General features: G+C 64.0%; 25 protein-coding genes and 1 tRNA gene. 23 read left to right on the forward strand and 3 right to left on the reverse strand.

The window, feature by feature from the left end; all coding sequences use genetic code 11:
• Positions 1-171: 171 nt before the first annotated feature.
• Positions 172-1008 carry an HAD-IB family hydrolase gene (locus P1T08_07550; GenBank protein MDF1595935.1) on the reverse strand — a complete coding sequence of 279 codons (837 nt, stop codon included), beginning with the start codon at positions 1006-1008 and terminating at the stop codon, positions 172-174.
• A 132-nt stretch (positions 1009-1140) separates the two neighbouring features.
• Here P1T08_07550 and P1T08_07555 point away from each other — a divergent pair, with 132 nt between their 5' ends.
• The 8 genes from P1T08_07555 (at position 1141) to P1T08_07590 (ending at position 7668) form a co-directional block, all read left to right on the forward strand.
• Entirely contained in the window at positions 1141-1683 is a 543-nt protein-coding gene (locus P1T08_07555) for a hypothetical protein (protein MDF1595936.1), read from the forward strand.
• Positions 1674-2735, forward strand: coding sequence for an ATPase, T2SS/T4P/T4SS family (locus P1T08_07560; GenBank protein MDF1595937.1), 1062 nt, complete (start codon positions 1674-1676; stop codon positions 2733-2735). Before P1T08_07555 ends, P1T08_07560 begins: the two co-directional genes overlap by 10 nt.
• Positions 2732-3391 (forward strand): type II secretion system F family protein, encoded by a 660-nt coding sequence (locus P1T08_07565; protein ID MDF1595938.1) that lies wholly within the window; start codon positions 2732-2734, stop codon positions 3389-3391. Before P1T08_07560 ends, P1T08_07565 begins: the two co-directional genes overlap by 4 nt.
• A complete protein-coding gene (locus tag P1T08_07570) occupies positions 3391-3966 on the forward strand; it encodes a type II secretion system F family protein (protein ID MDF1595939.1) in 576 nt (191 codons plus the stop codon). Before P1T08_07565 ends, P1T08_07570 begins: the two co-directional genes overlap by 1 nt.
• A gap of 68 nt (positions 3967-4034) precedes the next feature.
• Positions 4035-4205, forward strand: coding sequence for a DUF4244 domain-containing protein (locus P1T08_07575; protein ID MDF1595940.1), 171 nt, complete (start codon positions 4035-4037; stop codon positions 4203-4205).
• On the forward strand, positions 4202-4588 hold the full coding sequence (locus P1T08_07580; protein ID MDF1595941.1) for a TadE/TadG family type IV pilus assembly protein: 387 nt from the start codon (positions 4202-4204) through the stop codon (positions 4586-4588). The genes P1T08_07575 and P1T08_07580 overlap by 4 nt, the downstream gene beginning before the upstream one ends.
• Entirely contained in the window at positions 4585-4992 is a 408-nt protein-coding gene (locus tag P1T08_07585) for a pilus assembly protein TadG-related protein (GenBank protein ID MDF1595942.1), read from the forward strand. The genes P1T08_07580 and P1T08_07585 overlap by 4 nt, the downstream gene beginning before the upstream one ends.
• Positions 4993-5022: 30 nt before the next feature.
• On the forward strand, positions 5023-7668 hold the full coding sequence (locus tag P1T08_07590) for a cation-translocating P-type ATPase (protein MDF1595943.1): 2646 nt from the start codon (positions 5023-5025) through the stop codon (positions 7666-7668).
• Between the two features lie 113 nt (positions 7669-7781).
• Here the strand turns inward: P1T08_07590 and P1T08_07595 are convergent, their stop codons facing one another.
• Positions 7782-9008: an LCP family protein gene (locus P1T08_07595; GenBank protein ID MDF1595944.1), complete on the reverse strand. Its 1227-nt coding sequence runs from the start codon at positions 9006-9008 to the stop codon at positions 7782-7784.
• A 92-nt stretch (positions 9009-9100) separates the two neighbouring features.
• Between P1T08_07595 and P1T08_07600 the strand changes: the two genes are divergently transcribed.
• The 4 genes from P1T08_07600 (at position 9101) to P1T08_07615 (ending at position 14871) form a co-directional block, all read left to right on the forward strand.
• Positions 9101-11197, forward strand: coding sequence for a sodium-translocating pyrophosphatase (locus P1T08_07600; protein MDF1595945.1), 2097 nt, complete (start codon positions 9101-9103; stop codon positions 11195-11197).
• 65 nt (positions 11198-11262) lie between these two features.
• Positions 11263-12522, forward strand: coding sequence for a histidine phosphatase family protein (locus P1T08_07605; GenBank protein ID MDF1595946.1), 1260 nt, complete (start codon positions 11263-11265; stop codon positions 12520-12522).
• Between the two features lie 3 nt (positions 12523-12525).
• A complete protein-coding gene (locus P1T08_07610; GenBank protein ID MDF1595947.1) occupies positions 12526-13473 on the forward strand; it encodes a threonine/serine dehydratase in 948 nt (315 codons plus the stop codon).
• Between the two features lie 90 nt (positions 13474-13563).
• Entirely contained in the window at positions 13564-14871 is a 1308-nt protein-coding gene (locus P1T08_07615; GenBank protein MDF1595948.1) for a PhoH family protein, read from the forward strand.
• 27 nt (positions 14872-14898) lie between these two features.
• Here the strand turns inward: P1T08_07615 and topA are convergent, their stop codons facing one another.
• Positions 14899-17466 (reverse strand): type I DNA topoisomerase, encoded by a 2568-nt coding sequence (gene topA / locus P1T08_07620; protein ID MDF1595949.1) that lies wholly within the window; start codon positions 17464-17466, stop codon positions 14899-14901.
• 288 nt (positions 17467-17754) lie between these two features.
• Between topA and P1T08_07625 the strand changes: the two genes are divergently transcribed.
• The 11 genes from P1T08_07625 (at position 17755) to hpt (ending at position 25706) form a co-directional block, all read left to right on the forward strand.
• Complete coding sequence (locus P1T08_07625; GenBank protein MDF1595950.1) at positions 17755-19149, forward strand: MFS transporter; 1395 nt, start codon at positions 17755-17757, stop codon at positions 19147-19149.
• A complete protein-coding gene (gene tmk, locus P1T08_07630; protein ID MDF1595951.1) occupies positions 19149-19751 on the forward strand; it encodes a dTMP kinase in 603 nt (200 codons plus the stop codon). Before P1T08_07625 ends, tmk begins: the two co-directional genes overlap by 1 nt.
• Positions 19748-20824 (forward strand): DNA polymerase III subunit delta', encoded by a 1077-nt coding sequence (locus P1T08_07635; GenBank protein ID MDF1595952.1) that lies wholly within the window; start codon positions 19748-19750, stop codon positions 20822-20824. Before tmk ends, P1T08_07635 begins: the two co-directional genes overlap by 4 nt.
• 31 nt (positions 20825-20855) lie before the next feature.
• Complete coding sequence (locus tag P1T08_07640) at positions 20856-21458, forward strand: lysophospholipid acyltransferase family protein (GenBank protein MDF1595953.1); 603 nt, start codon at positions 20856-20858, stop codon at positions 21456-21458.
• Between the two features lie 116 nt (positions 21459-21574).
• Positions 21575-21646, forward strand: a tRNA-Thr gene (locus P1T08_07645).
• A 79-nt stretch (positions 21647-21725) separates the two neighbouring features.
• Positions 21726-22307, forward strand: a complete 582-nt coding sequence (locus tag P1T08_07650) for a sigma-70 family RNA polymerase sigma factor (GenBank protein ID MDF1595954.1) — start codon at positions 21726-21728, stop codon at positions 22305-22307.
• Positions 22300-22539 (forward strand): zf-HC2 domain-containing protein, encoded by a 240-nt coding sequence (locus P1T08_07655; GenBank protein MDF1595955.1) that lies wholly within the window; start codon positions 22300-22302, stop codon positions 22537-22539. Before P1T08_07650 ends, P1T08_07655 begins: the two co-directional genes overlap by 8 nt.
• Positions 22540-22574: 35 nt before the next feature.
• Positions 22575-22850 carry a hypothetical protein gene (locus tag P1T08_07660; GenBank protein MDF1595956.1) on the forward strand — a complete coding sequence of 92 codons (276 nt, stop codon included), beginning with the start codon at positions 22575-22577 and terminating at the stop codon, positions 22848-22850.
• Entirely contained in the window at positions 22847-23899 is a 1053-nt protein-coding gene (locus P1T08_07665) for a zinc-dependent metalloprotease (GenBank protein ID MDF1595957.1), read from the forward strand. The genes P1T08_07660 and P1T08_07665 overlap by 4 nt, the downstream gene beginning before the upstream one ends.
• Positions 23878-25185, forward strand: coding sequence for a tRNA lysidine(34) synthetase TilS (gene tilS / locus P1T08_07670; GenBank protein MDF1595958.1), 1308 nt, complete (start codon positions 23878-23880; stop codon positions 25183-25185). Before P1T08_07665 ends, tilS begins: the two co-directional genes overlap by 22 nt.
• Complete coding sequence (hpt, locus tag P1T08_07675) at positions 25170-25706, forward strand: hypoxanthine phosphoribosyltransferase (protein ID MDF1595959.1); 537 nt, start codon at positions 25170-25172, stop codon at positions 25704-25706. Before tilS ends, hpt begins: the two co-directional genes overlap by 16 nt.
• Positions 25707-25780: the final 74 nt, after the last annotated feature.

Here is a 25780-nt window from a genome sequence, read left to right on the forward strand (position 1 = left end):
ATCCACAATCCGGCCCACCCGACCCCGATTCAACCCCCAAAACCACCACCAGCCAACCGAATCGGTGGATCCAGGCTAAGACGAAAATGGGACTGGAAGAGTTTCTGCGCAGTTGCCCTTTTTTCGGCAGGGGTGGAGATCTGCCGGCGGCTCGTAGGCGAGTCTCTTCCCTTAGGACGAGCGGCCGCGAGTGCGGATCGCCCACCAGATGGCCGCCGAGCCCAGGGCCCCGGCGAGGGCGGCTCCAGAAATGATCGGGACGGGTTTGGGAAGCGTCGCCAAACGAGTGCGCAGGGTGACCGGGCGTTCGAAATCCATCACCTGCCAGTCGCGGGCGGTGGCGATCTCCTCGAGTTCCTTGTCGGGGTTGACCACTACCGGATGGCCGACGGCTTCGAGCATCGGGAGGTCCGTGATCGAGTCGGAATAGGCGTAGGAATCTTCGAGGTTGAGGCTCTCGCGTTCGGCCATCTCCCTGATCGCCTCCGCTTTGCCGGGCCCGTAGGCGTAGAACTCGAGTTCGCCCGTGTAGCGACCGTCCGGACCCGATTTCGAGCGGGTGGCGATCACATCGTCGACACCGAGATACACGGCCAGGGGTCGCACCACTTCTTCGGGGCTGGACGAGATGATGACGACCTTGCGGCCGGCGCGATGGTGCTCGTCGATGATGGCCAGCGCTTCTGCGTAGACGAGCGGGGCGACGATCTCATCAACGGTCTCCCGGACAAGTTCGCCCACCTGATGGCGATCCCAACCTTTGGTCAGTGCCAGGAGTTGCCCTCGCACCTTCTCCATCTGATCGTGATCGGCACCAACCATGACATAGACGATCTGGGCGATTCCGGCCTTGAGCAGGGCGCGACGGTTCAGAAAGCCCGCCTTGTAGAGGGGCCTGCCGAAGGCGAGGGTCGACGACTTGGCAATGATCGTCTTGTCGAGGTCGAAGAAGGCAGCTGGGCGCCCTTCCCCCGAAGCCCAGGTTGAATGTGTGTCGCGTTCGGTCACCGCATGAGATTGTACGTCGTGTGGAGGTCGGGCGGAGCCGACCCCCCATTGAGCCACGTAATTGCAGACGTGACAAGGGGTTGTCGCGCCGGTCGCCGCCCCATATGTTGCCTCTATTCGAGTGGAGGTGATGTGACCGCGTTGACGGTGTGGACCCATGGAGACGGACTGCTGTCGGTGCTCGGACCGATTGGATTGGCTGCCGCAGCCGGAACGGCACTGGTGATCGACCTCGATCCGAACGGACCTTCGAATCGCGGCGCCGGCTCCCTCGCGGCCTTGGTGCGGTCGGGTCCGCGTCTCGACGATTTGCGGCCATCGGTGGCAGGCCCGGCGCTGCTGGCCAACGGTGGCATCGAACCCGAAGCGGCAGAGCCGGTGGTCCGGGCCCTGATCGGGGGGTGGCCTGCCGTCGTGCTGAGGAGTCCAGACGAACGCGGGCATTTCGCACCGGTTGTTCCGGTCTATCCGTTGATGCCGGGTCTGCTCGCTTCCAGTCCAGATCGATTCTGCGTCTTTCAGAGAACCGGGTTTCCCGCCGAGCCGGGCGGGGAAGGGATAGTGCTCCCGCGTCCGGGTTCGGGCACCATCCAGAGACTTCTGACCGGTTCGCTGCCCGTCGGCAGCAAGTGGATTCGAGCCTGGCGGCGGGTATGGGAGCACCCATGGCGCTGATCGGGCGGCTTGTTGCCAGAATCATCGATTCCGATGTGCCGCTCGAGCGTGAGGGGCTCGCGCAGGTCATGCCACGATTGCTGGCAGAGGAGGCGCCGCTGGCGCCGCCGGGAACCTCGCAGGCCGTCATCGACGCTCTGGTAGGCATGGGGCCCATTGAACCCCTCCTCCGCGATGAGGGGGTAACCGATGTCCTGGTCAACAGGCCCGATGACGTGTGGATCGAGCGTGACGGCCGGCTCACCAAGACCACTGTTAGGTTCGAGAGCGGAGCGGACATCCGCGCCGCCGTTGAGCGAATCATCGGGCCGCTCGGTTTACGAATCGATCATGCTTCTCCCACCGTCGATGCCAGACTCCCGGACGGCAGCAGGCTCCATGCGACACTGCCTCCGGTGGCCGTCGACGGTCCCGTCGTCGCGATCCGGCGGTTCACGCGGGCAATCGGCGATCTAGAGGACCTCGTTGTCTCGGGGGCGGTGAGCGAGGCGGGTGCCCGAATGCTTGAAGAGGCTGTGGTTCAGGGCCAGAGCATTCTGGTTTCCGGTGGCACCGGGACGGGCAAGACAACCTTGCTGAACGTGCTATCGAGAGTGATCCCGGCGCACGAGCGGGTGGTCACCGTTGAGGACGCCGCAGAGCTAGCGCTGACCGGGCACGTGGTGCGCCTCGAAGCCCGACCGGCAAACGCAGAAGGGCGCGGCGAGGTCACCCTTCGCCATCTCGTCCGGGTGGCCCTGAGGCTCCGCCCGGACCGCATCATCGTCGGCGAAGTCCGCGGACCCGAAGCACTCGACCTGGTCGGGGCGCTGAACACGGGACATCGCGGATCGATGGCGACGGTGCATGCAAACAGCCCTGAAGAGGCGCTGTTGAGACTCGAGACCCTTGCACTACTCGACGGCGGGGGAATGGAAGCCACCACGATCCGGGCGCAACTTCAAGCCGCAATCGACGTCATCGTGCAGATGGGCAGGTTTCGATCCCGGCGGCGGGTCGTCTCCATCGCCGCGCAGCGTGGAGGAGATCTCGAAGAGAGGTACCGGCAATGATGGAGGCACTCGCCGCCGGCCTGGTCATATTGTCCGGCGCCCCTCTGGTGTTCGTCCTCGTCATGGTCATCGGGTTGATCAATCCCTGGATCGGATTGGCGTCTATCTGGGCCTTCCATCTGTCGAAGCGTGGGCACCCGTCTCCCTGGTCGGTCGACGTGCGCTTCAGCCGTGGGGTGGCCGACGAACTACGCGGCGGATCGTCCCTACGGCAAGCGTTTGCGGAGGCGGCAGAGGACATCGGCGAGGGCCGTCTGGCGCGGGTCTGTCGGAGTGGGCGGCCCTACGAAGAAATGGCATCTGGGGTGGAGGCGTGTTTGCCGCTCACCGGCCAGGCGGCGGGCGCCGCCATCCGGATTGCCGGCGAGAGCGGTGGAAGGGTAGCCGACGCGTTCGAGGCCATCGCGCTGCTCGCCGAGGATGAACAAGCACTGAAGAATGAGCGGCGGGCGGCGTCCGCCCAGGCGCGTACCTCAGCCCTCATCATTGCTGTTCTACCGGTGCTTCTCGTCGTGCTGCTCGTTGGAGCCGGTCGGATGGATGTCTTGTTGTCCGGTGGCTCGCTCTCAGTCGGCCTCATGACGACGGGTTTCGGTCTCATCACAGTCGGGCTCGTCACTATCTGGCAGATGGTCCGGCGTGCGGAGCTGGCGTGATGTGGACGGCCGCCATCGCAGTCGCGCTGTTCGTCGTTGCCAGACGAGGTGACACGACCTCTCTTCCGTCTCACCCGGCGCCGGGTGGAGCCGTCCGATCGTGGACGATGGTTCCACGGCGGCGGCAACGGAACGCCTCCCTCCCGGAAGATCTGCAGGCGGTGGCCGCGGCTCTGGTGGTCGGCACGGCCGCCGGTTTGAGCCTTCAGTCCTCACTGGAGCTCGCCGCCACCCTCGGCCCCTCTCGAAGGGGCGAACTTGACGATGTGCTCAGGGATGCGCGAAATCTGGGTCTGGGTGTCGCGCTCGCCCGATCAGGCGGGAAGATGTCGCCGTTGTTCGCCAGGTTGGCCAGGGCGCAGGTGAGCGGCGCTCCGCTTGCGGCCACCGTCGCCGGCTTTGCCGCGGAAGAGCGCGAAATTCGCCGCTCCGCTCGCATCGAGGCGGCTCGAAAGCTGCCGGTTCGATTGACGATTCCACTGGCGCTGCTTGTCCTGCCCGGCTTCGTCCTGCTCACCGCCGGCCCGGCCGCGGTCGGGTCTCTGCAGCGAATGCTCGGACCGTTGATGCCGTGAGTTCCCCCCGGAGCCGGCCGGATACCGGTAGCCCGGCATGTGTCGGATTGGATGAAAGGAGTCCACCCGTGTGGACGAGAATCTCGAGCGATGATGGACAGAGCACCGTCGAATACGTGCTCGTGTTGCTGGCGGCGGCCGCCTTCGCGATGGCACTGGTCGCCTGGATCAGCGGCTCGAGCTTGATCCCGTCGTTCTTCGCCTCCGTAATCGACAAGGTGATCGGTTTCGTGCGTTGAGTGCTCCGTCGCCGTCGATCGACACCGGGCGGGGTTCGGCCACGGTCGAATTCGCGCTGGTGATCCCGGTCGTTCTGCTGGTACTGGTTGCCCTGGTCGAGGTCGCGGTGGTGGCGCGCGTTCAGTTGGAACTACTCGGCGCAGCCAGACAAGGGGCACGGGTCGCCGCCACCAACCCCGACCCGGCGAACGCCGTCGATGCGGTTCACGGAGCACTGAGCGAAGGAGCGGTCCAACAGGTCATCGTGACTGTTGAGCGGCCGGCGGTGGTGGGCAGGGAGGCAGTAGTCGAGTTGGCGATGACCCACCGCCTGGCGAGCGCACTGTTCGGAGGTGTGCCGGTCAACCTGTCTGCACGATCGGTCATGCGGGTCGAGCGATGATCCGGGAAGACGGGTCTGCGACGGTTGTGGCCGTGTTCGTCGTCGGCATTCTGGCCGTCCTAACTGCCGCCCTCGGCGGGCTGGCGCAGATCCTGGTGGCCGGCGACATGGCGCAAACGGCGGCCGATGCCGCCGCTCTCGCCGCCGCTCCCGTGACGTTCAGGCCGTTCGGGGCGACTGGTTCCGCCGTCGAGGAAGCCGGCCGGTTCGCCGGGGCCAACGGTGGACGGCTCATCCGGTGCGCCGGTTGCGAACCGGATCCGTCGTGGAATAGGCGTGTGGTGGAAGTCGAGGTCCTGGTCGAGGTCGACGTTCTCGGATTCGGCAGGTCGGTCGTCTCAGCCTCTGCCGCCGCAGAGTTCGTTCCCGCGCAGTTACTCGGTCTCCCTGTGTTCGACGGCTGAGCCGGATCCGGGATGCGGTAGCGTCAGAGGATGACCGATTGGCATGCTCGAGACGCCGACGACGTCGTTGCCGGGTTGGAGACCGACTCCGAGCGCGGGTTGTCCGGCGTGGAATCCTCCCGGCGACTGGCGGAGACCGGTCCGAATGAACTCGGGGGCAGCCGGGGACCCGGCCGCTGGCGGATCCTGGTCTCGCAGTTCACCGACATGCTCATCTTCGTCTTGCTCGTCGCCGCCGTCGTCAGTGGTTTCCTGCTGGGGGAGTGGATCGACGCGGGTGTGATCCTTGCCATCGTGGTCCTGAATGCTGTGATCGGGTACACGCAGGAAGTCCGTGCCGAGGATGCGCTCGCCCGGCTCAAGGAAATGGCGGCGCCAACCGCGCTCGTCATAAGGGACGGGGAGGAGGTGGACGTTCCCGCCGCGGAGGTTGTGCCCGGCGATCTGCTCGTTCTCGAGGCGGGCGACAAGGTGGCGGCAGATGCCCGGTTGGTGACCGCTGTGCATCTCCAGGCTGAGGAAGCCGCCCTCACCGGCGAGAGCCTTCCCGTTTCCAAGAACCTCAAGCCGTCTCCTCTCGATGCGTCGACCGGCGATCGGCGGTCCATGGTGTTTGCCGGGACCGTGATAGCCGCCGGGCGCGGCCGGGCTGTCATCACAGCTACCGGGCCCTCCACGGAGATGGGGAAGATCGCCGAGATGCTCGAACCTGAAGAGCAGCCTTCTCCGCTCTCGCTCGAGCTTGCCGAAGTCGGACGCCGGATCGCCTGGCTCACTTTGGGGATCGCCGTCATCGTCTTCATCCTCGGCCTGGCCCGCGACCGGTCGGCGGAGAGCGTTCAGACGATGTTCCTCATCGCCGTGGCGCTTGCCGTTGCCGCCATTCCCGAGGGACTGCCGGCTGTTGTCACCGTGACGCTGGCGAGGGGAGTGCAAGCCATGGCGAAGAACAACGCCATCGTTCGGCGGCTTCCTGCCGTCGAAGCGCTCGGAGCCGCTTCGGTCATCTGCACCGACAAGACGGGCACGCTGACGCGCAACGAGATGCGCGTGCAGGTCATCGATTTCGCTGACCTCGTCGCTCTGCCGGCGGACGTGGAGGGTACCGATGGGAGGGTGTGGCGTTTCGCCCAGATTGCCGCGCTGTGCAGTGATGCTCGCCGGGTCACCGACGGTTATCAGGGTGACCCGACTGAGATAGCGGTTCTCCGATCCATCGATCCGACGATTCTCAAGGTAGACGACGTGCGGGCGGCCAGTCCTCGCCTGGACGAAGTTGCCTTCGACTCATCCCGCAAGATGATGACCACCCTGCATCCGGCCGGTGAGCGATTTCTCGTAGCGGTCAAGGGAGCGCCCGAGGTCGTGCTGGGGCGCTGCGCGTTTTTCGAGCATGTCGGGGGGCCGGTCCCGATGGATGAACAGAGGCGCGCTTCTGCAGTGGAAACGGCCGACGGCTTCGCCGCCCGCGGGCTGCGCACGCTCGGTTTCGCCTACAGCATCATCGATGCGCGTCCTGCCGATCTTGCCGGCGTCGAACGAGATCTCGTGTTCGTGGCGCTGGCCGGGATGAGTGATGAGCTTCGACCCGAGACCCGGCGTGCGATAGAGGACGCCAACGCCGCTGGAGTCCGGGTCGTGATGGTGACGGGAGATCACCTCGTTACCGCCAGGGCGATTGCCGCCGACCTCGGGCTGCTCGGAGAACGCTCGGCTATGCCGGGAACCGAGTTGCGAGCGATGGAGCAGGAAGAACTGAATGCGATCGTCGAGGATGTGGCGGTCTACGCCCGTGTTGACCCGGCCGACAAGGTGAAGATCGTCAAAGCATGGAAATCCACCGGTGGGATCGTTGCCATGACCGGTGATGGTGTGAACGATGCACCGGCCCTGCAGGCTGCGGACATCGGGGTAGCCATGGGGTCGGGCACCGACGTTGCGAAGGAAGCTGCAGACATGGTCCTGGCAGACGACAACTTCGCCACCATTCTTCGTGCGGTTTCCGAGGGGCGGGTGATCTTCTCGAACCTGAAGAAGGTCGTTTACTTCTTGCTCAGTGCCAACGCCTCAGAAGTGCTGGTGATGTTCCTCGGTTTTCTCTTCTTCGGGGCGCTGGGCGAGCCGTTGCTGGCCACCCAGTTGTTGTGGATCAATCTCGTTACGGATGGATTGCCGGCACTGGCCCTGGGCATCGACACGCCGGTGCCCGGGCTCATGCACCAGTCGCCGGACGAGCGGCGCGAGATCCTCAGTGTGCCCCACCAGCTGCGGATCCTCTGGCAGGGTGCCTTCCTGGCGGCCGGCGCGCTCGGTGCGTTGATCTGGGCGCACTACCTGCGAGAGGCCGAGTGGGAGTATGTCCGAACCATGGTCTTCACCACCCTGGTCACCGCCCAGCTTGCGCACATCTACAACATTCGGGCGCAGGGCACGACGGTGTGGAAGATCGGCTTTGGCGGCAATCGAGTGCTGACGTGGGGCGTGATCGGGTCTTTGATGCTTCACGTCCTGGTCGTCTATACGCCGCTCGGCAATCGGTTGTTCGACACGGTGCCTATCGAGTGGATCGATTGGCCGGCGATCGTCGCGTTCACGGTGCTACCTTTTCTGGGCGTCGACGCGGTCAAGCGCAGGATCGTACGCCGCCACCCCGCCTGGGAGACGGTCGGGGACTGAGACTTTCTCGGCAATGCAACGGAGTGTCACGGTTCACAGCATTGCTGAGAAAACTGAGGCGAGTTTCTGCGCAATACAACGACGTGTGGCGGTTCACTGCATTGCTGAGAAAACTAGGGAGTCTCGACGAGCCCGTTCGTGAGGTCTTCGAAGATCGTGAACGCCTCTTCGTCGAGGCGCACGACGGATGCCGCCCCCGCCGTTCCAACGGTGCCGGGCACGACGATGTTCGTCAGGGTGAGTGGATTCAGCTCGTAGGCAGAGGCCGCCAGCGTCAAGAGGTCCTCAGGCGACAGATCCGTCCACGTGTATTCGGTCAGAAGTTCGAGCAGATGGGGAAGCTCCTCGATGCTCCGCCGTTGCGTCTCAAACAGGGCGGCCTTCATGATCAACCCGTGGTGGAGCTGTCGGGTCAGGTCGCCGCCGGCGATCGTCCGGTTGCGGGCAAAGGCGAGCGCCCCGGTCCCATCGATGTGCTGTTCGCCTGCATTGAAGTACGCCTTGGACTTCGGTTCGGACATCGCGAACGGAATGTCGATCTCAAATCCGCCGAAGGCGTCTACCAGACCCACGAACCCTTTGAACCCGGTGAGGATGTAGCCCTCGAAGTCGAGCCCGGTGAGGATCTCGGCGGTCTCGACCACGACCTCCGGTCCCCGGGACGCCATCACGTTCGTGAACTTGGCGTTGCCGCCGTAGGAGGCCGCGACCCACGAGTCGCGCGGGATCCCCACGATGGCACCGTCCCCGAGTCCCGGAACCGTCGAGACGATGTGAAGGCTGTCGGCCCGGAAGCGCAGGGGGTTCTCGCCCGGCCGCGCGTCGGAACCAATGACGAACGCCAGGCGCGGCGTCTTCCCGTACACCGGCGGGGCATCGAACCTACTCAGCCGGGCGCCCACGATTCGCCATTCGCCGTCGTCGACTGCGAGTACCACATCGTCTCCGGCGGTCACGACGGCGATGGGGGTCTCGAAGATCGTCCCGAGGTAGGCCGTCCCCTCGACCTCGATCGAACGTTGATCGGTGTGAACTCCTTCGAGTCCGGCGGCGAGGCTGTCGGCAATAGATCCAGGTGGGGGAGAACTCGGATCCAGAATCCAGGAGTAAAGGGCATCGATAGCAACAGCCAGTTCGGCAGGTGCGCCCTCGAGAACGACTGTGGCTTCGAGTTCGACGAGCGTCGTGGTAGCTGCCATCGTCGGCGTGGAGGTCGAGGCAATCGCGGTTGAACTGGTGGTGGTGCTGGTTTCGGAGCCGCCGCATGCTGAGAGCAAGAGGGCCACGGCCAGCATCACACTGACACGGTGAGGATTCATGAAGGCGGGAACAGTAGCCATGCGCCGAACCAAACCACAACGCCGGGTGGCATGGCGGGCATACGTCGCCTTTATACTCCCGGCCAGCTTGGTTACACGGGAGTGATCTGTCCATGAACACCTTTTTCCTCATTGCCGCCCTGGTAGCCGGTCTGGCAGCTCTTGGGTTAGCGCTGTTCTACGCCCGGGTGGTGCTTGCCGCCAGCCAGGGAAACGAGACGATGATCGAGATATCCTCGAACATCAGGGCCGGGGCTATGGCCTTTCTTCGGCGCGAGTACACCTGGGTTGCCGTCTTTGTGGCGGTGATGTTCATGCTCCTCGGGTTTCTTCTCGACGACGGCTGGCTGAGGGCGTTCGCGTATCTGGCCGGTGCGCTCCTCTCCGCGGGGGCAGGCTTCATCGGAATGCGGATCGCCACTGCTGCCAACGCCAGAACCGCCGAAGCCGCCCGAACCGGCGGCATCAAGAAGGCACTTCCACTGGCGTTTCGCGGCGGAGCGGTGATGGGGTTCACCGTTGCCGGTTTCGGCCTCCTCGGCGTGACCCTGGGATACCTGATCTTCATCGAGTGGAGCGGATTCGACATCGGCCGTGGGGCCGAGATCGTGGCCGCCATTGGCCTCGGCGGTTCCTCCATCGCGCTGTTCGCTCGTGTCGGCGGCGGGATCTACACGAAAGCTGCCGATATCGGCGCCGACCTCGTCGGCAAAGTCGAAGCGGGAATCCCCGAAGACGATCCGCGCAACCCGGCGACGATTGCCGACAACGTTGGCGACAACGTCGGCGATGTGGCCGGCATGGGCGCCGACCTGTTCGAGTCGTATGTGGGCTCGTTGGTAGCCCCGATCGTCTTCGCCGCCCTGGCGTTCGGCGATGCAGTGTTTCAGGCAGAAGCGGTTATTTTCCCGTTGGCCGTCGGCACGGTCGGCATGCTGGCGTCGATCATCGGATCGTTCCTCGTCAAACCGAAGTCCGAGTCCGATCTCGCCTCTGCCCTGCACCGGGGAACGAACACCGCCATGGTTCTGGCTGCGCTCGGTGTGCTCGGGCTCTCGTACTGGATCTTCGGTTCGATCGACAGCGTGAATCCTCTCGGCCTGTTCATAGCGGTGTCGATCGGCCTGCTCGTCGGATTCGTGATCGGCAAGATCTCCGAGATCTACACCTCCGACCACTACAAGACCGTCAAGGAGATCGCGCGCCAGGCACAGACCGGACCCGCCACCGTGATCCTTGCCGGAATCGCACAAGGGAAGCGTTCGGCTGCCTATTCGGTCATCGTCACGGCAGCCGGAATCGGGGGTGCATACTGGGCAGGAGATCTTGCGCTCGGGGCCGGGGGCGGGATCTACGGAGTGGCCATTGCCGCCATCGGGGTGCTCGCCACCCTCGGGATCGTGATCTCCGTCGACGCGTACGGGCCGATCGCCGACAACGCCGGCGGCATTGCGGAAATGGCGCATCTCCCACCAGAGGTTCGCCAGGCGACCGACGCTCTCGACTCGCTCGGCAACACCACCGCGGCAGTCGCCAAGGGCTTTGCCATTGGATCCGCGGCCGTGACCGCTCTGGCCCTGTTCTCGACTTTTACCCAGGCGATCACCAACGCCGCGTTTGCCAAGGACGTCGTCAACCCACTGGCCGAAGGCATCAACATCATGAATGTCGAGACGACGATCGGCCTGTTCCTCGGTGCCATGTTCCCGTTCCTGTTTTCCGGGATGACGATCAACGCGGTCGGTCGCGCCGCCAATGAGATGATCGAGGAAGTGCGACGGCAGTTTCGCGAGATCCCGGGCCTCAAGGAGGGCAAAGAGGGAGTCAAGGCCGAGTACGCCAAGTGCGTCGATATCGCAACCGCCGGGGCCCTACGGGAAATGATTCTTCCCGGATCCCTCGCCGTCATCCTCCCGCTGCTGATCGGGTTCGTCAACGTCGAAGCGCTCGGCGGATTCCTCGCCGGAGCGCTGGTGACGGGCTTCCTGCTGGCCATCTACATGGCGAACGCGGGCGGCGCCTGGGACAACGCCAAGAAGTTCATCGAAGCCGGTGCCTATGGCGGCAAGGGCTCCGACGCTCACAAGGCGGCGGTCATCGGAGATACGGTTGGAGATCCGTTCAAGGACACCTCCGGCCCGGCGATGAACATCGTGATCAAGGTGATGACCATCGTCAGCCTGGTGTTCGCCTCAGCCTTTGTCGGCTGACGGGACAGCACGCGACAACCTTTTGCGTTTGGCGGAGGCGGTGAAACCGGGCATCCTGGCGGGCGATGGAGATCTCGTTCTTGCGCCACGGAGAGACCGAAGCGAACGTTGCCGGAATATGGCAAGGGAGCAGACACGGCGGCCGATTGACCGGGCGGGGTGAGGCCCAGGCTCTTGTAGTCGCCGGGCGGATGGGCCGGAGACCGTATGACCTCGTCATTACCAGTGGTCTGGATCGAGCCGTCGCCACGGGAGCCGCGCTCAACGTCGAGACGGAGATTGATACGGCGTGGCAGGAGATCGATCTCGGGCAATGGGACGGACTGACCTTCTCGGAAATCTCGGAGATCTACGGCGATGAGTTGATGGCGGTAGTGACCGGCCAGCCGGTGCCGATGGGTCGGACCGGCGAGACGCTGGTCGGCCTTCGGGAGCGACTGCTCGATGGCGTAGAGCGATTGAAGGGCCGGCTGAATGACGATGAGCGGGCGCTCGTGATCACCCACGGCGGAGTCATCGAGCACCTCGTTCGTCTCCACTGGGGTATCGATACACCGACGCCTCCGTTCGCCGGGCCCGCCAACGCGTCGATCACGACCTTCCGGCATGCCTTCGGCAAGCTCCGTCTGGCCACCTACAACGACACGGGACACCTCGGGACACTCAACGAATGGGCAAAGGATCGCCTTGCCGGCGGTGATCCGGTGATCACATTCGTTCGCCACGGCGAAACCAACGCCAACCTCGAACGGCGTGTGCAGGGTCAAACAGACTGGGGTTTGAACGAAAATGGTCGACGCCAGGCCGACTTGCTCGCCTCCTGGTACGGGAGGCAGGACACGGTCTTCACCTCGCCACTCGGGCGGGCGATCGAAACGGCAGCAGCGGTCGCCGCAGACGGCGCTACCGAACTAGCCGAGCTCGCCGAATTGTCCTTCGGTTCCTGGGAGGGCAAGACGTTTGACGAGGTGCTGGCGGCTGCCGACGGCGATCTGGCCGATCGGATCTTTCAACGAGGCGAGGACTTGCCACGGGGTGGTGACGGCGAGACGTGGGCCCAGCTATCCGCGCGGATGACCGCAGGTGTAGTGAAGGCGATCAACCATGCCGGGGGATCCCGCCGGATAACGGTCGTCTCGCATGGTGGGTCGATTCGGTCCTATGCACTTGGCAACATGGGGGTGGGCTGGCCGGAGGTTCTCGACACCATCGTTCCACCCAACACCGCGATCACGCACGTCGTGATGACGCCGGATGGTCCCATTCTGGCGGACTATGCAGTAGCCGCCCATCTCGAGAGCAACCCAGAACCTATAACCTCCTGAGTGATGATTCCTTTGTCCGACATCGAAGCCGCCAGACACAGAGTCGCGCCGTACATCGTCGAGACGCCGGTCGTCTCGAGCCGGACCCTCTCGGACCAGCTCGGAACCAGGGTGCTGCTCAAGCTGGAGCTCTTCCAAAAGACCGGGAGTTTCAAGCCGCGCGGCGCCGTCAATCAGCTCCTTGCCTACGACGGACGCGCCGACGGCGTGGTCGGAATCAGCGGTGGTAACTTCGCCCAGGGCCTCGCCTACGCGGCGGGCCGGCTCGGTGTCCCGGCCCGGGTCGTAATGCCCGAATCCACTCCCAGCAACTACCTCGATGCCACCCGCGGCTACGGAGCCGACGTCGAGCTGGTCCCAACCATCGCCGACGCCTTTGTTCGTTACGGCGAACTCGTCGCAGAGGGGTGGGGTCCGATGCACCCCTTCGATGATCCGGACATGATGGCCGGGAACGGAACGCTCGGGCTCGAACTCCTGGAACAGGTGCCCGAGGTCACGGACGTGATCGTTTCCATCGGTGGCGGAGGGTTCATGGCCGGTGTCACGTCGGCGGTCAAGGCCTGCCGTCCCAACGCACGGATCTGGGGTGTTGAGACCGAGGGAGCCGATGTGATGGCGCGTTCGCTGGCGGCCGGATCCCCTCAGACCATGACGCCGACTTCGATCGCCAAGACTCTGGGGTCGCCGTACGCGGGAGAGACAGCCTTTGAGATCGCCCGGGACCACCTCGAGGAGGTTGCCGTGGTCCCCGACGCGGAAGCGGTCGATTCGATGGTGTTCCTGTTCGAACGAGCCAAGCTCGTCACCGAGCCCGCCGCCGCCTGCACTCTCGCCGCCGCCCGGAGGCTACGGGGGCGCTTCGAGCCGACGGGAACGCTCGTTCTGATTCTCTGTGGCGGCAATCTCTCCGTTGCAGATCTGTGTGCTTTCACCGATCGGTTTGGTTGAGATCCGGCATACCGGGCCGACAGGGTCCTTGTAATCGTCGTCCGGAACGAGTTTGCTACTGAGCGTGACGCCAGAGGAGGCCTTGACCCTGTGACCCGCTCGTATGTCCTCGACACCTGCGTGATCCTGGCCGATCCGAATTCGGTCCTTCGTTTCGATGAGCACGAAGTGATTCTCCCGCTCGTCGTGATCGAGGAACTCGACCGTATGAAGATCCGGCACGATGAGGTGGGCGCCAACGCCCGATCAGCTCTCCGGTTGCTCGAACGCCTCGGCGCTTCGCGTGCCGGCGGTCTGCGGGATCCGGTGCCACTGCCGAGCGGCGGCGCATTGAGGATCGAGCTCAACGGGATCGTGTCGCCTCGCCTCCCTGAGGTGTTCGATCCGACCACCCCTGATCACCGGATTCTCGCCACATGCCTGAACATGTCAGATGCGGGGGGCGATCCGGTGCTCGTCACCAAGGATGCTGCGCTCCGGATCAAGGGCGCTCAGATGGGCGTACCAGTTGCGGACTACCGGGCAGACACCATGCCCGTCGAAGAGCTGTATACGGGCATCCGCGAAGTGTCGGTCGACCGGGGCGTCATCGACCAGCTCTTCGAGGACCACAAAGTGTTGCTACCGGGCGTCGAAGCGCTGATCAACCAGTACGCCGTGTTGCGGTGCGGGTCGCAGTCGGCCCTGGCCAGAGTCGTCGAGATCAATCCAGAAACGGTCGTCAATCGCGTCCATGGTCATCCCAGGGCGTTCGGCGTTGAACCGAAGAACATGCAGCAAATCCTGGCTCTCGATCTCCTCCTCGATCCCGACGTTCCTGCGGTGTCGATCATGGGCATGGCCGGCGCCGGCAAGACGTTCCTCGCCCTGGCCGCCGCCCTCGAGCAAGTAGTCGAGTCGAATCGCTATCGGCGGGTCGCCGTGTACCGGCCGCTGGTGGCGGTGGGCCGTCAGGAGGTCGGATTCCTGCCCGGCGATCTCGATGAGAAACTCGAACCCTGGATGGCCGCCATCTACGACAACTTGCACGCGCTGTTCAGCGACCTCTCCTCGGATGATGCCCGCGACGCGGTCGATGAATTGCTCGAACGAAACGAAGTCGAGATGGCGGCGGTGACGTTCCTGCGAGGTCGCTCCATCACCGATGAGATCGTGATCATCGATGAGGCGCAGAACCTCGAGATGTCGACGCTCAAGGTGATCCTGACCCGGATGGGACGCGGATCGAAGGTCATCTTCTGTGGTGACCTCACTCAGGTGGATAACCCGTATGTCTCACCGTACGGCGGGATGGCTGCCCTGATCGAGAAGTTCAAGGGGTCGTCGCTGTTCGGCCACGTAACGCTGGAGCGATCGATCCGCAGTCCGCTGGCGGAGCTGGCCGCAACGATCCTCTAGGTATCGAAGGCCGGGTACCAGGGTGGGCTATTTGGCCAGCTTCGCTCTTCTATCGGCGAGTAGCTCATGCGCCCGCTCGGGTGTGATGGTGTCGGCATCGTCACCTTTGCGCAGGGAGGCGTTCGTGTCCCCATCGGTCACGTAGGGGCCGTATCGCCCGGATTTCAAGACGATGGGTTTGCCGGACGACGGATCGTCGCCGAGCTCCTTGAGGGGGGCGGTCGCCGCAGCCTGTCCTCTCCTCCGCTTCGGCTCGGCGAGGAGCTTCAACGCATCTTCGAGCGTCACGGTGAAGAGCTGCTCCTCTGCCTCGAGGCTTCGTGTCTCTTTGCCCTTGCGGACGTAGGGCCCGTATCGACCGTTGAGTGCCTCGATCGCTTCATCGTCGGCCGGGTCGGCACCCAGCAGGCGGGGCAGGGTCAAGAGCTGCAATGCCTGCTCCAGTGTGACCTCGTCCAGCGACATCGATTTGAACAGCGACGCCGTCTTCGGCTTATCCTTCGATCCCTCTTCCAGTTCACCGAGTTGTACGTACGGTCCGAATCGACCCGCTTTGGCGATCACGGGCAGGCCCGTGTCTTTGTCGGTACCGAGAACCTGGTCTCCGCTTGGCATCGAGAGCAACTCGAGGGCTTTGTCGACCGTCAGCTCGTCGGGTGCAAGGTCTTTGGGAACGCTTGCCCGGTCTTCGCCACGCTCGAGGTAGGGGCCGTACCGTCCCACTCTGGCGACGATCTCGGCGCCAGATTCGTCGACGCCGATGGGGATCGAGTTGACGGCCCTGGCGTCGATCTCGGCGAGTCGCGTCGACACCATGTCCCGCAGCCCGGGACTCCCGTTACCGAAGTAGAAGCTCGACAACCAGGGCGTGGAGTCCTCGTCGCCGTTTGAGATCTTGTCGAGGTCGTCCTCCATCCGGGCGGTGAAGGCATAGTCGACGAGATCGGGAAAATGCGTCTCGAGGAGGGTCACCGTTGCGAAGGCCGTGAAGGTTGGGACCAGTGCAGTCCCCTTCTTCCAAACGTATCCGCGATCCAGGATGGTGGAGATGATCGAGGCGTACGTCGAAGGGCGGCCGACCCCGAGTTCCTCCAACTTCCGGACCAGTGAAGCCTCTGTGTAGCGGGCGGGGGCCTTCGTTTCATGTGCTCCGGCCTCGATGGCCGTGATTCTGGTGAGGTCACCCTCAGCCAGTGCAGGAAGAGGACGCTCCTGATCGTCGAGTTCTGCGTCCGGGTCGTCGGATCCCTCGACGTAGGCGCGGAGGAAGCCGGGGAACGTGATGGTGCGGCCGCTGGTGGTGAACTCGGCAGACCGGTCGCCCGCCGGCGCCTCGAGTTGAACCTGAAGTGTCTCTCCGGTGGCGTCGGCCATCTGGGAGGCGACCGTGCGCTTCCAGATGAGCTCATATAGGCGAGCTTGATCATTCTCGAGTTCGCTCGCCACGTCGGTCGGTGTCTTGAACCGATCGCCTGCCGGCCGAATGGCCTCATGGGCCTCTTGCGCGTTTCGTACCTTCTTCGTATATGTGCGCGGCTTGTCAGACAGGTACTTCGGGCCGTAGAGGTCTGCGATCTGTGACCTGGCCGCCACGATGGCGGTCTCGGACAAGGTGATTGAGTCGGTTCGCATGTAGGTGATGTAGCCACCCTCGTAGAGACGTTGGGCGACCGACATCGTCCGCTTGGCGGAGAATCGAAGCTTTCGTCCGGCCTCCTGTTGGAGTGTTGAGGTGCGGAACGGCGGATACGGGGAACGCCGGTACGGTTTGCGCTCAACAGATGTGACCGTGGCCGCCGCCCCTTCGAGTGACGAGGCCAGTTCGGTGGCCTGCGCCTCGTCGAGGATCAACACGTCTTCTCGGTTGACCTGTCCGAGTGAATCGAAATCCTTCCCGGTCGCGATGCGTACCTGGTCGACGGCAACGAGTGGGGCCTCGAAGGTCGTGTCGTCGTTGCCGGGCAAGAGGGTGGCATCGAGCCCCCAATACGAAGCGCCGCGGAAGGCGATTCGTTCGCGTTCGCGTTCGACGACCACGCGGGTGGCGACGCTCTGGACGCGGCCCGCAGACAAGCCCTGGCGAACCTTCTTCCACAAGACCGGGGAAACCTCGTAGCCGTAAAGGCGGTCGAGGATGCGGCGGGCCTCCTGCGCATTGACGAGTTGTTGGTCGACCGAGCGTGGCGAGGCGAGAGCCGCACGGATCGCGTCCGGCGTGATTTCGTGAAACACCATGCGCCGGACCGGGATCTTGGGTTTCAGCACCTCCAACAGATGCCAGGCGATCGACTCGCCCTCTCGATCCTCATCAGTCGCCAGGTATAGCTCCGACGCTTCTCTCATCAGCCGGCGGAGTTCCTTGACCGTGTCCTTCTTTTCTTTGGTCACGATGTAAAGGGGTTCGAAACCGGCATCTACGTTGACGCCGAGCCGCGCCCATGGTTCACCCTTGAGTTTCTCAGGCACTTCTTTGGCGTTGCGAGGAAGGTCCCGTATGTGGCCGACCGATGACGCAACGGCATAGTCGGCGCCGAGGTAGCCGGCGATGGTGCGCGCCTTGGCAGGCGACTCGACGATGATCAGGGGTTTGGGCACGGGCAGGGATACTAAGGCGATTGTGGGACTTGAGGTGAATCTTCCACAGGGTTGTGGGTTCTGAGTTCTGGGTTTACTGGTGGTGGCGGGGTCGAATTGTTGGTGCCGGCACTTGACGGTCCGGTGACCTCCAACCTAGAACCTATGACCCGGAACTCCAGACGGCATCCTTTCGCGCCGGGCCCGCGTAGGCCGAGGATGGGGTACTACTGGGTACTCGGTACTCGGTACTCGGTACCAGCTACCAGCTACCAGGTACTAGGTACCCGATGGCCTCGCAACCCGCCCTTGCTGATATCGTTTCGTACCGGAAAGGGTTTCATCATCGAGTCAATCCGGCTCATCCGAAAAGGTCCGTTCGCGCGACTGTGGTGGTCCGGCACGGTTTCATCGCTGGGGGACTGGGTGGCGTTGTTCGCCACCATTGCTCTTGCGAATGAGATCGCCGGCGTTACCGGCATCATCGTCCCCCTGGTTGGTCGGCTGCTCCCCGGTGTCTTCGGCGCGGTGGGAGGTGTCGTCGCAGACCGGTTCGATCGGAAATGGACCATGGTCATTGCCGACTTCGGACGCGGAGCTCTCGTCCTCTTTCTCATACTCGTGGACAACCTGTTCGAGCTCTTCGTCATCTCCTTCCTGCTCGAAGTGCTGACCCTGATCCGGCAGCCGGCGCGTGAGGCCAGCATCCCGAACATCGTCACCGAGGAGCAACTCGTCAATGCCAACAGTCTGAGCCTGGTCAGTGCCTACGGGACGTTCCCGCTGGGATCGCTGGGTTGGTCGGCCGCCACGAAAGTCGGCGAGTGGATTCCCGAGGCTTCGACCATCGCCAGCCGGAACCTGGCCTTCCTGCTCGACGCGGTGACCTTTGTCGTCAGCGCCCTCATCGTGGCGACCATGGTGCTCGAGACTCCCGAAGTGCCGGAAGAGCGCCAATCGGAACACAGGTTCGATTTCAAAGCTCCGTGGCGAGATCTCACGGAGGGGCTCCGATTCGTCTTGCGCGAGAAGCACGTGCGCATGATCATCGTCGGTATGGCAACCGCCTTGTTCGGAGGTGGCTCGCTCTTCGTGCTCGGTCAGCCGTTCAGCGTGAATGCTCTCCAGGCCGGCGACTCCGGTTTCGGGATCCTGCTCACCGCGCTGGGAACAGGTGTCGGCCTGGGCATGCTGGTCGTGGCGAGTCTGAGTATTTCTGGTCTCAGGTACGAGATCTTCTTCGCCGTGAGCCTGATCGCCACGGGAACCGCCACCATGTTCACCTCGCTGGCCCAGACGGTGTTCGGTGCCGGTGGCTGGGTGTTCGTCGTCGGATTGGGGGCCGGTGGTGCCTACGTGATGGGTTTCAGCGCTCTTCATCAGCAGGTCGCTGATGAAATTCGAGGTAGAACCTTTGCGGCTCTGTTCACGGTCGTGCGGACCGCCCTGCTGGCGTCGGTGGCACTCGCCGGAGCGGTGGCTGCGGCGGTCGACGGTCGGTTGCCCCATCCGCTCGACGATGGTGTCCGTGCAGTGTTGATGCTCGGCGGCATCATCATCCTGTTGTCGGGCCTCTTCACCTTGTGGACGGTGCGCGGCATGATCAGGCAGCACCGGCTCAGTCCTGAGGCACGAAGAAAACTCCAGGATGCATCCGAGGCCTTTTCCTCGATGCGCGGGAAACGCCGCCACAAGGACCGTTGATGGGTGGCCACTACATCGCCCTCGAGGGCATCGAAGGAACGGGAAAGAGCACAGTGGCAAAGCGTCTCGCCGAGTACCTGCAGGGGAGCGGGCGAACGGCGATCATCGTTCGTGAACCCGGCGGCACCCCGGTCGGAGAGGGGATTCGGGATGTGCTGCTGCACGGTGAGCATATGGAGCCGTGGACCGAAGCACTGCTGTTCGCGGCCCAACGCGCCCAACTGGCAGCCGAGGTGATTCGTCCTGCACTGGCCGCCGGAACCTGGGTCATCAGCGATCGGACGGTCTACTCATCGCTGGCATACCAGGGTGGCGCCCGGGGACTAGGTGTCGAGATGGTTCGAGCCGTGAATGCGGCGGGGTTGTGTGGCACCTGGCCGGAGTTGGTCGTGCTCCTCGAACTCGACCCGCTCATCGGCCTGTCCCGTCAGGCGGTGGCCGATCGCATCGGGGCGGAAGGTATCGATTTTCAGCAACGGGTCGCCGAGACCTTTGCGACGCTGGCCGGGATCGAACCGGAGGTGTTTCGCAGGGTACCGGCCGATCGGACCCTGGACGAGGTAGTGGCGGCCGTGATCGGTGTCGTCGAGGAGCGTTGGTGAGGGACTTCTTTGGGGGCATCATCGGCCATGCACGGATAGCCGCGGTTCTGACCAGGGACGTGGCTCACCCCGGCCAGGCATACCTGTTCATCGGGCCCGGCGGCGTGGGTAAGGCGACCGTCGCCCTACGCTTCGCAGCCGCCATGCTCTGCCCCGGTGCCGGGGAGCACACCGAGCCGTGTTCGAGTTGCCGGCGGGTGGCCTCGGGCACCCACCCGGATCTCATTGCGATCGAACCGGCCGGATCGACGATGCTCACCGTGGATCAGGCGCGCAGCACTGTGGCCCAATCCCGTCTGGCGCCCGTCGAAGGTGACCGGAAGGTATTCCTCCTCGCCGAGGCTGGAGCGATGAGTGACGGGGCCGCCAATGCGCTGTTGAAGACACTCGAAGAACCATCGCCCTCCACGGTGTTCCTCCTCGTAGCAGAAGCAGAAGAGGACCTCCCGACCACGATTGCCAGTCGCTGCCGTACGGTGCAATTCGGTCGAGTCGATGAGGCGGAAATCATCGAAGGGCTCATCAGCCTCGGTGTGGTCGCTGAGCAGGCCGAACAGGTTGCCAAGATTGCAGGCGGACGGCCCGGCCTGGCGCTCACGCTGGCGACCCAACCGGAAGCCGCCGGGTACCGGCGCGTGTGGATGGGGATTCCGCAACGCGTATCGCCGGTTCCCGGGCGAGCATTCGATCTCGCCGAGGAAGTCCTCGCTGCCGTCGAACCGATGCTCGGAGCACTCGAACAGCGACATACCGATGAACTGGCGGAAGCCGAGGACCATGGCATGGCGGGTAGGGCGCTGAAGGACCGGCAGGAACGCGAACGGAAACGATCATCCCAGGCGCTTCTGATCTCCGGACTCGAGATGCTCGCCTCGTGGTATACCGATTCTGCTGCAGCTCAGTTCGGTGGTGAGGTTCGCAATCGCGACATCCCTGTGCACGACCTTGCCATGCTCACGCCGGCCGGGGCGGTCGGATCCGCCGAGCGCGTGCTTGGCGCCGTCGTGGCACTGCGCGCAAACCAACGCCCGAAGCTCGTCCTGGCGGACCTCTTTGCCGATCTCGGCGCCTGATCCAAGGACTCCGCCCTTCTCCGGGTGGCGTATGGCATGGACCGTGGCTTTGCCGCCGGCCCGGCTGATCGCCCGGCTCGGCTGGCGGCTACGTGTCTCTGGGGAGGTCCCGCTCCCGGCCGGTCCGGTGATCCTGGCCGCCAACCATCTTTCACATCTCGACGGTCCGATGGTCGCGGTCGCCGCCGACCGGCCGGTGCGGTTCCTTGCGGTCGATGGCTTGTGGAGAGCTCACCGCTGGCTCAACGTTTTCTTGCGCACGTTTGGAATGATTCCAATCTCGCGGGAACGGGCACCGCTGGGAGCGATGCGGACCGCCTACGAGCATCTCCGCGCCGGCGGATCGATCGGAGTGTTCCCGGAGGGTGGGGTTGTAGACGGGTGGGGACGGGTAGAACCGAACGCCTCGGTCGCCTGGTTGAGCCTGAAGAGCGGGAGTCCGATTGTTCCGGTGGCGGTCATCGGGACAGGGGAGGCGTACGGCAAGGGCGCAACCCGTTTGCGTCGGAGCAGGGTGACCGTCGTGGTCGGCACCCCGCTGATGCCGGCCGATTTCAGCGATCGGGATGATCCTGCTGCGGCGATGTTGACTGCTTGGACGGACTGGGTCGGCCGGCAACTAGCAGGCGGCTAGCAATCGGCCCTCTGCATGCGGGAGTGGGCGGGTCTCCCGGCTCTGCTGATCCCTGGTACGAAGTGCGCTTCTTGCTTCGCCCCCCGACTGTTGAACGCCTAACATACCGGGCCGCCGCCGGAGTAGCTCAGGGGTAGAGCAGCTCACTCGTAATGAGCAGGTCCGGGGTTCGAATCCCCGCTCCGGCTCTGAGACACACCACGGCCCTCAACCCGGCTTGTCGCCATCTGCCCGGTTGGTAGTGTCCACTCGGCGACAGGAGTGCTCGTGGCTGATCAGGCCAACTTCGAAAATGATGCGATGCAGTATGCGCCGCAGTTGTACGCGGCCGCGATGCGCATGACGCGCAATACCTCCGACGCCGAAGATCTCGTTCAGGAGACGTTCCTGAAGGCCTACCGCGCCTATCACACCTTCACACATGGCACCAACCTCAAAGCCTGGCTCTACCGGATCCTCACGAACACCTTCATAAACCGTTACCGCAAGCAGGCCCGACGTCCCAAAGAGGTCGACCTCGGTGAGCTCGAGGACCTCTACATGTACCGCCGCGTTTCCAGCGCGGGAACCCGGGCGGCGTCGCGCAGCGCCGAGGAGGAGCTGCTTGCCGGATTCGTGGACTCCGACGTGAAGCAAGCCGTCGAAGCCCTCCCCGAGCACTTCCGGCTCCCCGTTTTGCTGGCCGACGTCGAGGGGTTTTCCTACAAGGAGATCTCCGAGATCATGGATGTCCCGATCGGAACGGTGATGTCCCGATTACACCGGGGAAGAAAGGCGCTCCAGAAAGCGTTGTGGGAGTTCGCCGGTGAACGCGGCCTGACCGGGTCAACGGGGGATCCCCATGAGTAGGCGGACATGCGATCAGGCAGTCGAGAAGATCTACTACTTCCTCGATGGTGAGATCACGTGGTATCGGCGGTTGCGCATCAATTGGCACCTCCGGTCGTGCCCGCCGTGCGAAGGAGCCTTTCAATTCGAGAGCAAGTTGCGATCGGTTGTGCGGGAGAAGAGCGCAGAGGAGATTCCCGACGAGCTGATTGAACGGCTCCGGCGCGTCTTGCGTGATGAGATGAACAGTTGACCCGCGACCCGCGACCCGCGACTAGTGTCCCCGCCATGTCGAACAACGGTCGTCGTATTGTTTTGCCCCTGCTGGTTTTCACCGCGGTCATGCTGATTGCACCGGCCGCGCTGGCCGTTGTTGATGTGGTCGCCCAGGGCGACGTCCCTGCGATCCAGGTCCCCGAACCGGCCCCATCCAACGACCTCCCCTCCTGGACCTACCGCTATCTCATTCCCACCTTGTTGGTCGTGGCGGTTCTCGTCATCGTGCTGACGGTGGTGCAGTACTTCGTCAGGGTGGTCGGCAAGCGGTACCGCGTCGTACGATGACGGACGGGATTCCCTGGTCCCTGGCCGTCAAAGTGGCCGACCGGGTCGCCGGCAGCCACCCCCTTGAATCCACCTACCACGTCGAGGCTCTACGCCGCCAGGCGCCCGGACTGATGGAACGTGCCGGTGTGCTGGTCGGCGAGGAGACCGGACTCGTCACCGCGACCCGGGTCGCCGTCGAGGTTGTGGGCCGAACCGACTGGGTTCGTCGCAACGTCGAGTTCTTCTCGCGTTTGATGGAACCGGCCGAGGAGAAGATCGCCGGACGACTCAGTCAGGCAGGCGTCCTCGGCTCGAAGGCCGCCGGATTTGCCAGAGGCATCGTGGCAGCCGAGATGGGGGCGCTGCTCGGCGTCATGTCGCGCCGGGTACTCGGCCAGTACGAACTGGTCCTACCCACGGATGAGTCGGCGGGCGACGTTGTCTTTCTCGTCGGGTCGAATGTCCTTGCCATGGAACGTGCTCATCAGTTCTCGCCGGATGAGTTCCGCTTCTGGCTGGCATTACACGAGTGCGCTCATCGTGCCCAGTTCACTGCCGTCCCGTGGATGCAGGAGTATTTCTTATCGCTCGTTCAAGGCCTGGTTGAGAGTGCCGAGCCGGAGCGTGGCCGTCTCAAGAGGATCGTCGAAGAGATAAGAACGGCGGCAGAGGGCGAGGCCGACATCATCGGAGAGACGGGGCTGCTCGGCCTCTTCGCCGGGGAAGCTCAGCGCCAGCTGATCGACAAAGTACAGGCGCTCATGTCGGTGCTCGAGGGTCACGGGCATGTCATCATGGATCGTATCGGCGCCCGCCATCTCGTCACTCAGGAGCGGATGTCGGGGATTATCAAACGACGTCGTATGGACGCCAGGACTGCCGCGTTCTTTCGCATCACCGGGTTGGAGATGAAACTCCGTCAGTACGAGCTGGGAGAGAAGTTCGTACTCGCAGTCGAACGAGAAGCCGGTTGGGAGACGGTCGATCTCGTCTGGCGGGATGTCGAATCGTTGCCAACTCTCGACGAGATCCGCAGCCCTTCAGCATGGCTGGCTCGCGTCGCCTAGGTGTCCTGGCCGGGCGGGTGCTGGCCCAGGCGCCCGACCCTCCGGTTGGTCGTGTTGCTGTTGCCCTCAGCGGGGGCGCCGACAGTGCGGTGGCCGCCTGGCTGATGCTCGAACAGGGCACTTCTTGTCGGGCAGTCCATGTGGACCACGGTTTGGCCGGATCACCGATCGTGCGTGCGGCGGCCGTTGCGATTGCGGCACGGCTTGGCCTCGATCTCGAAGTCCTCGAGGTGACGGTGCCGACCGGCGCCTCCCCTGAGAGTCAGGGCCGGGAGGTCCGCTACGCCGCCCTCGAAGCGTCCTGTGGTGAAGGTGAGTGGCTGGTGACCGGCCATACCAGCGATGACCAAGCGGAGACCGTGTTCCTCAATATCTTGCGGGGTACGGGTCCGACCGGCCTGACCGGCATCCCGGCTCAGCGCGGCCGCCTTCTGCGGCCCATCCTGGGGGTAACCAGGTCTGAAACCAGGGAACTTGCCACGCTGCTCGGCCTCCCGTGGCGCGACGATCCATCCAATCGCTCTCTCGATCCGCGGCGGAACCAGATCCGGCGGGACGTCCTTCCGGATCTCGAGGCGCGGTTCAATCCGCGGCTGAGAGCGTCACTCGTGGAACTCGCAGGGTCGGTGGCGGACGGCATTCCGACCGGCTCGACCAGCGTGCAGATGCTGGACCTCGATGAAGGGATCGCGCTGGCGGCCCCCGAACTTCATGCGATCGGCCCGGCGGCTGCGTCCCATGCCATCCGGGACGCCCTCCGGAGGGTGCGAGGACCGTACGCGGGCACCAGGGCGGAGGTGATGAGGGTATCCGAGGTCGCCTCCGGCGTCGTGTCCTCCGCTGAGCTGGCCGGCGGGTTGAAGGTGTTCCGGCGTGGGCCCTGGTTGATCATGTCGCCGGCGCGTCACCGGGACGCGCCGCCCCCCGTCGAATGGTCGCTTCCCGGCGCGGTCTCGTTCGGGCGGTGGGCGTTCGAATCCTGGGTCGATCAGCGTGCGCCGGTGGCGTTTCCGCTCTCTGCGTGGATGGCAGTGGCGGACGCGGCACAGCTGCCCGACGCCATGACGGTGCGAGTCGCCGAACCGGCCGATGAGGTGGACGGCGTATCCGTGGGCGAGGTGCTTCGCCGGCTCGGAGTCTCGCCAGGGCAAAGATCAAACTGGCCGGTAGCCGTTGCGTCCGGTTCCGTCGTGTGGGTGCCGGGAGCTCGAATTTCGCGAGCCGTTTGGGTCGGATCGACCACACGGCGCTACCTTTGGGTTCACGCCCAATGGGAGACCGTGTGAAAGTTGGAAAGACGCTCATTTCCGCTGAGGAAATCGAAACCGCCCTCGTCCGGATGGGGGCGCAGATCGATGCAGACTACGAGGGTAGAGATCTGCTGATGATCGGCGTGCTCAAGGGCGCCTTCATCGTCATGGCCGACCTCGCTCGCCATGTGCACATCCCGGTGGATTTCGACTTCATGGCCGTGTCGTCGTACGGGGCTGCCACGCAGACATCCGGCGTGGTGAGGATTTTGAAGGATCTGGATCAGGAGATCGCCGATCGCGATGTATTGATCGTCGAGGACATCATCGATTCGGGTCTCACCTTGAGTTACCTGCTGAAGAGCTTGCGGGTGCGCCACCCGGCCAGCCTGGAAGTAGCCGCCATCCTGGTGAAGGAAGGGATCCAGCGGGTCCCGCTCGATGTGAAGTACACCGGTTTCTCGATAGGTCCCGAGTTCGTCGTCGGGTACGGACTCGACTACATCGGCAAGCTGCGTAATCTCCCCTACATAGCCGTCATGGAAGAGGATGACTGAAGCGAATGCGGTGTAATCCAGCGGGCTGCATACCATGGTCCGCCCGTGATACCGTTTAGCGAGTTTTCATGAAC

The sequence above is a fragment of the Acidimicrobiia bacterium genome (genome assembly GCA_029210695.1).
GTDB lineage: Bacteria > Actinomycetota > Acidimicrobiia > Spongiisociales > JAHEDJ01 > JAHEDJ01.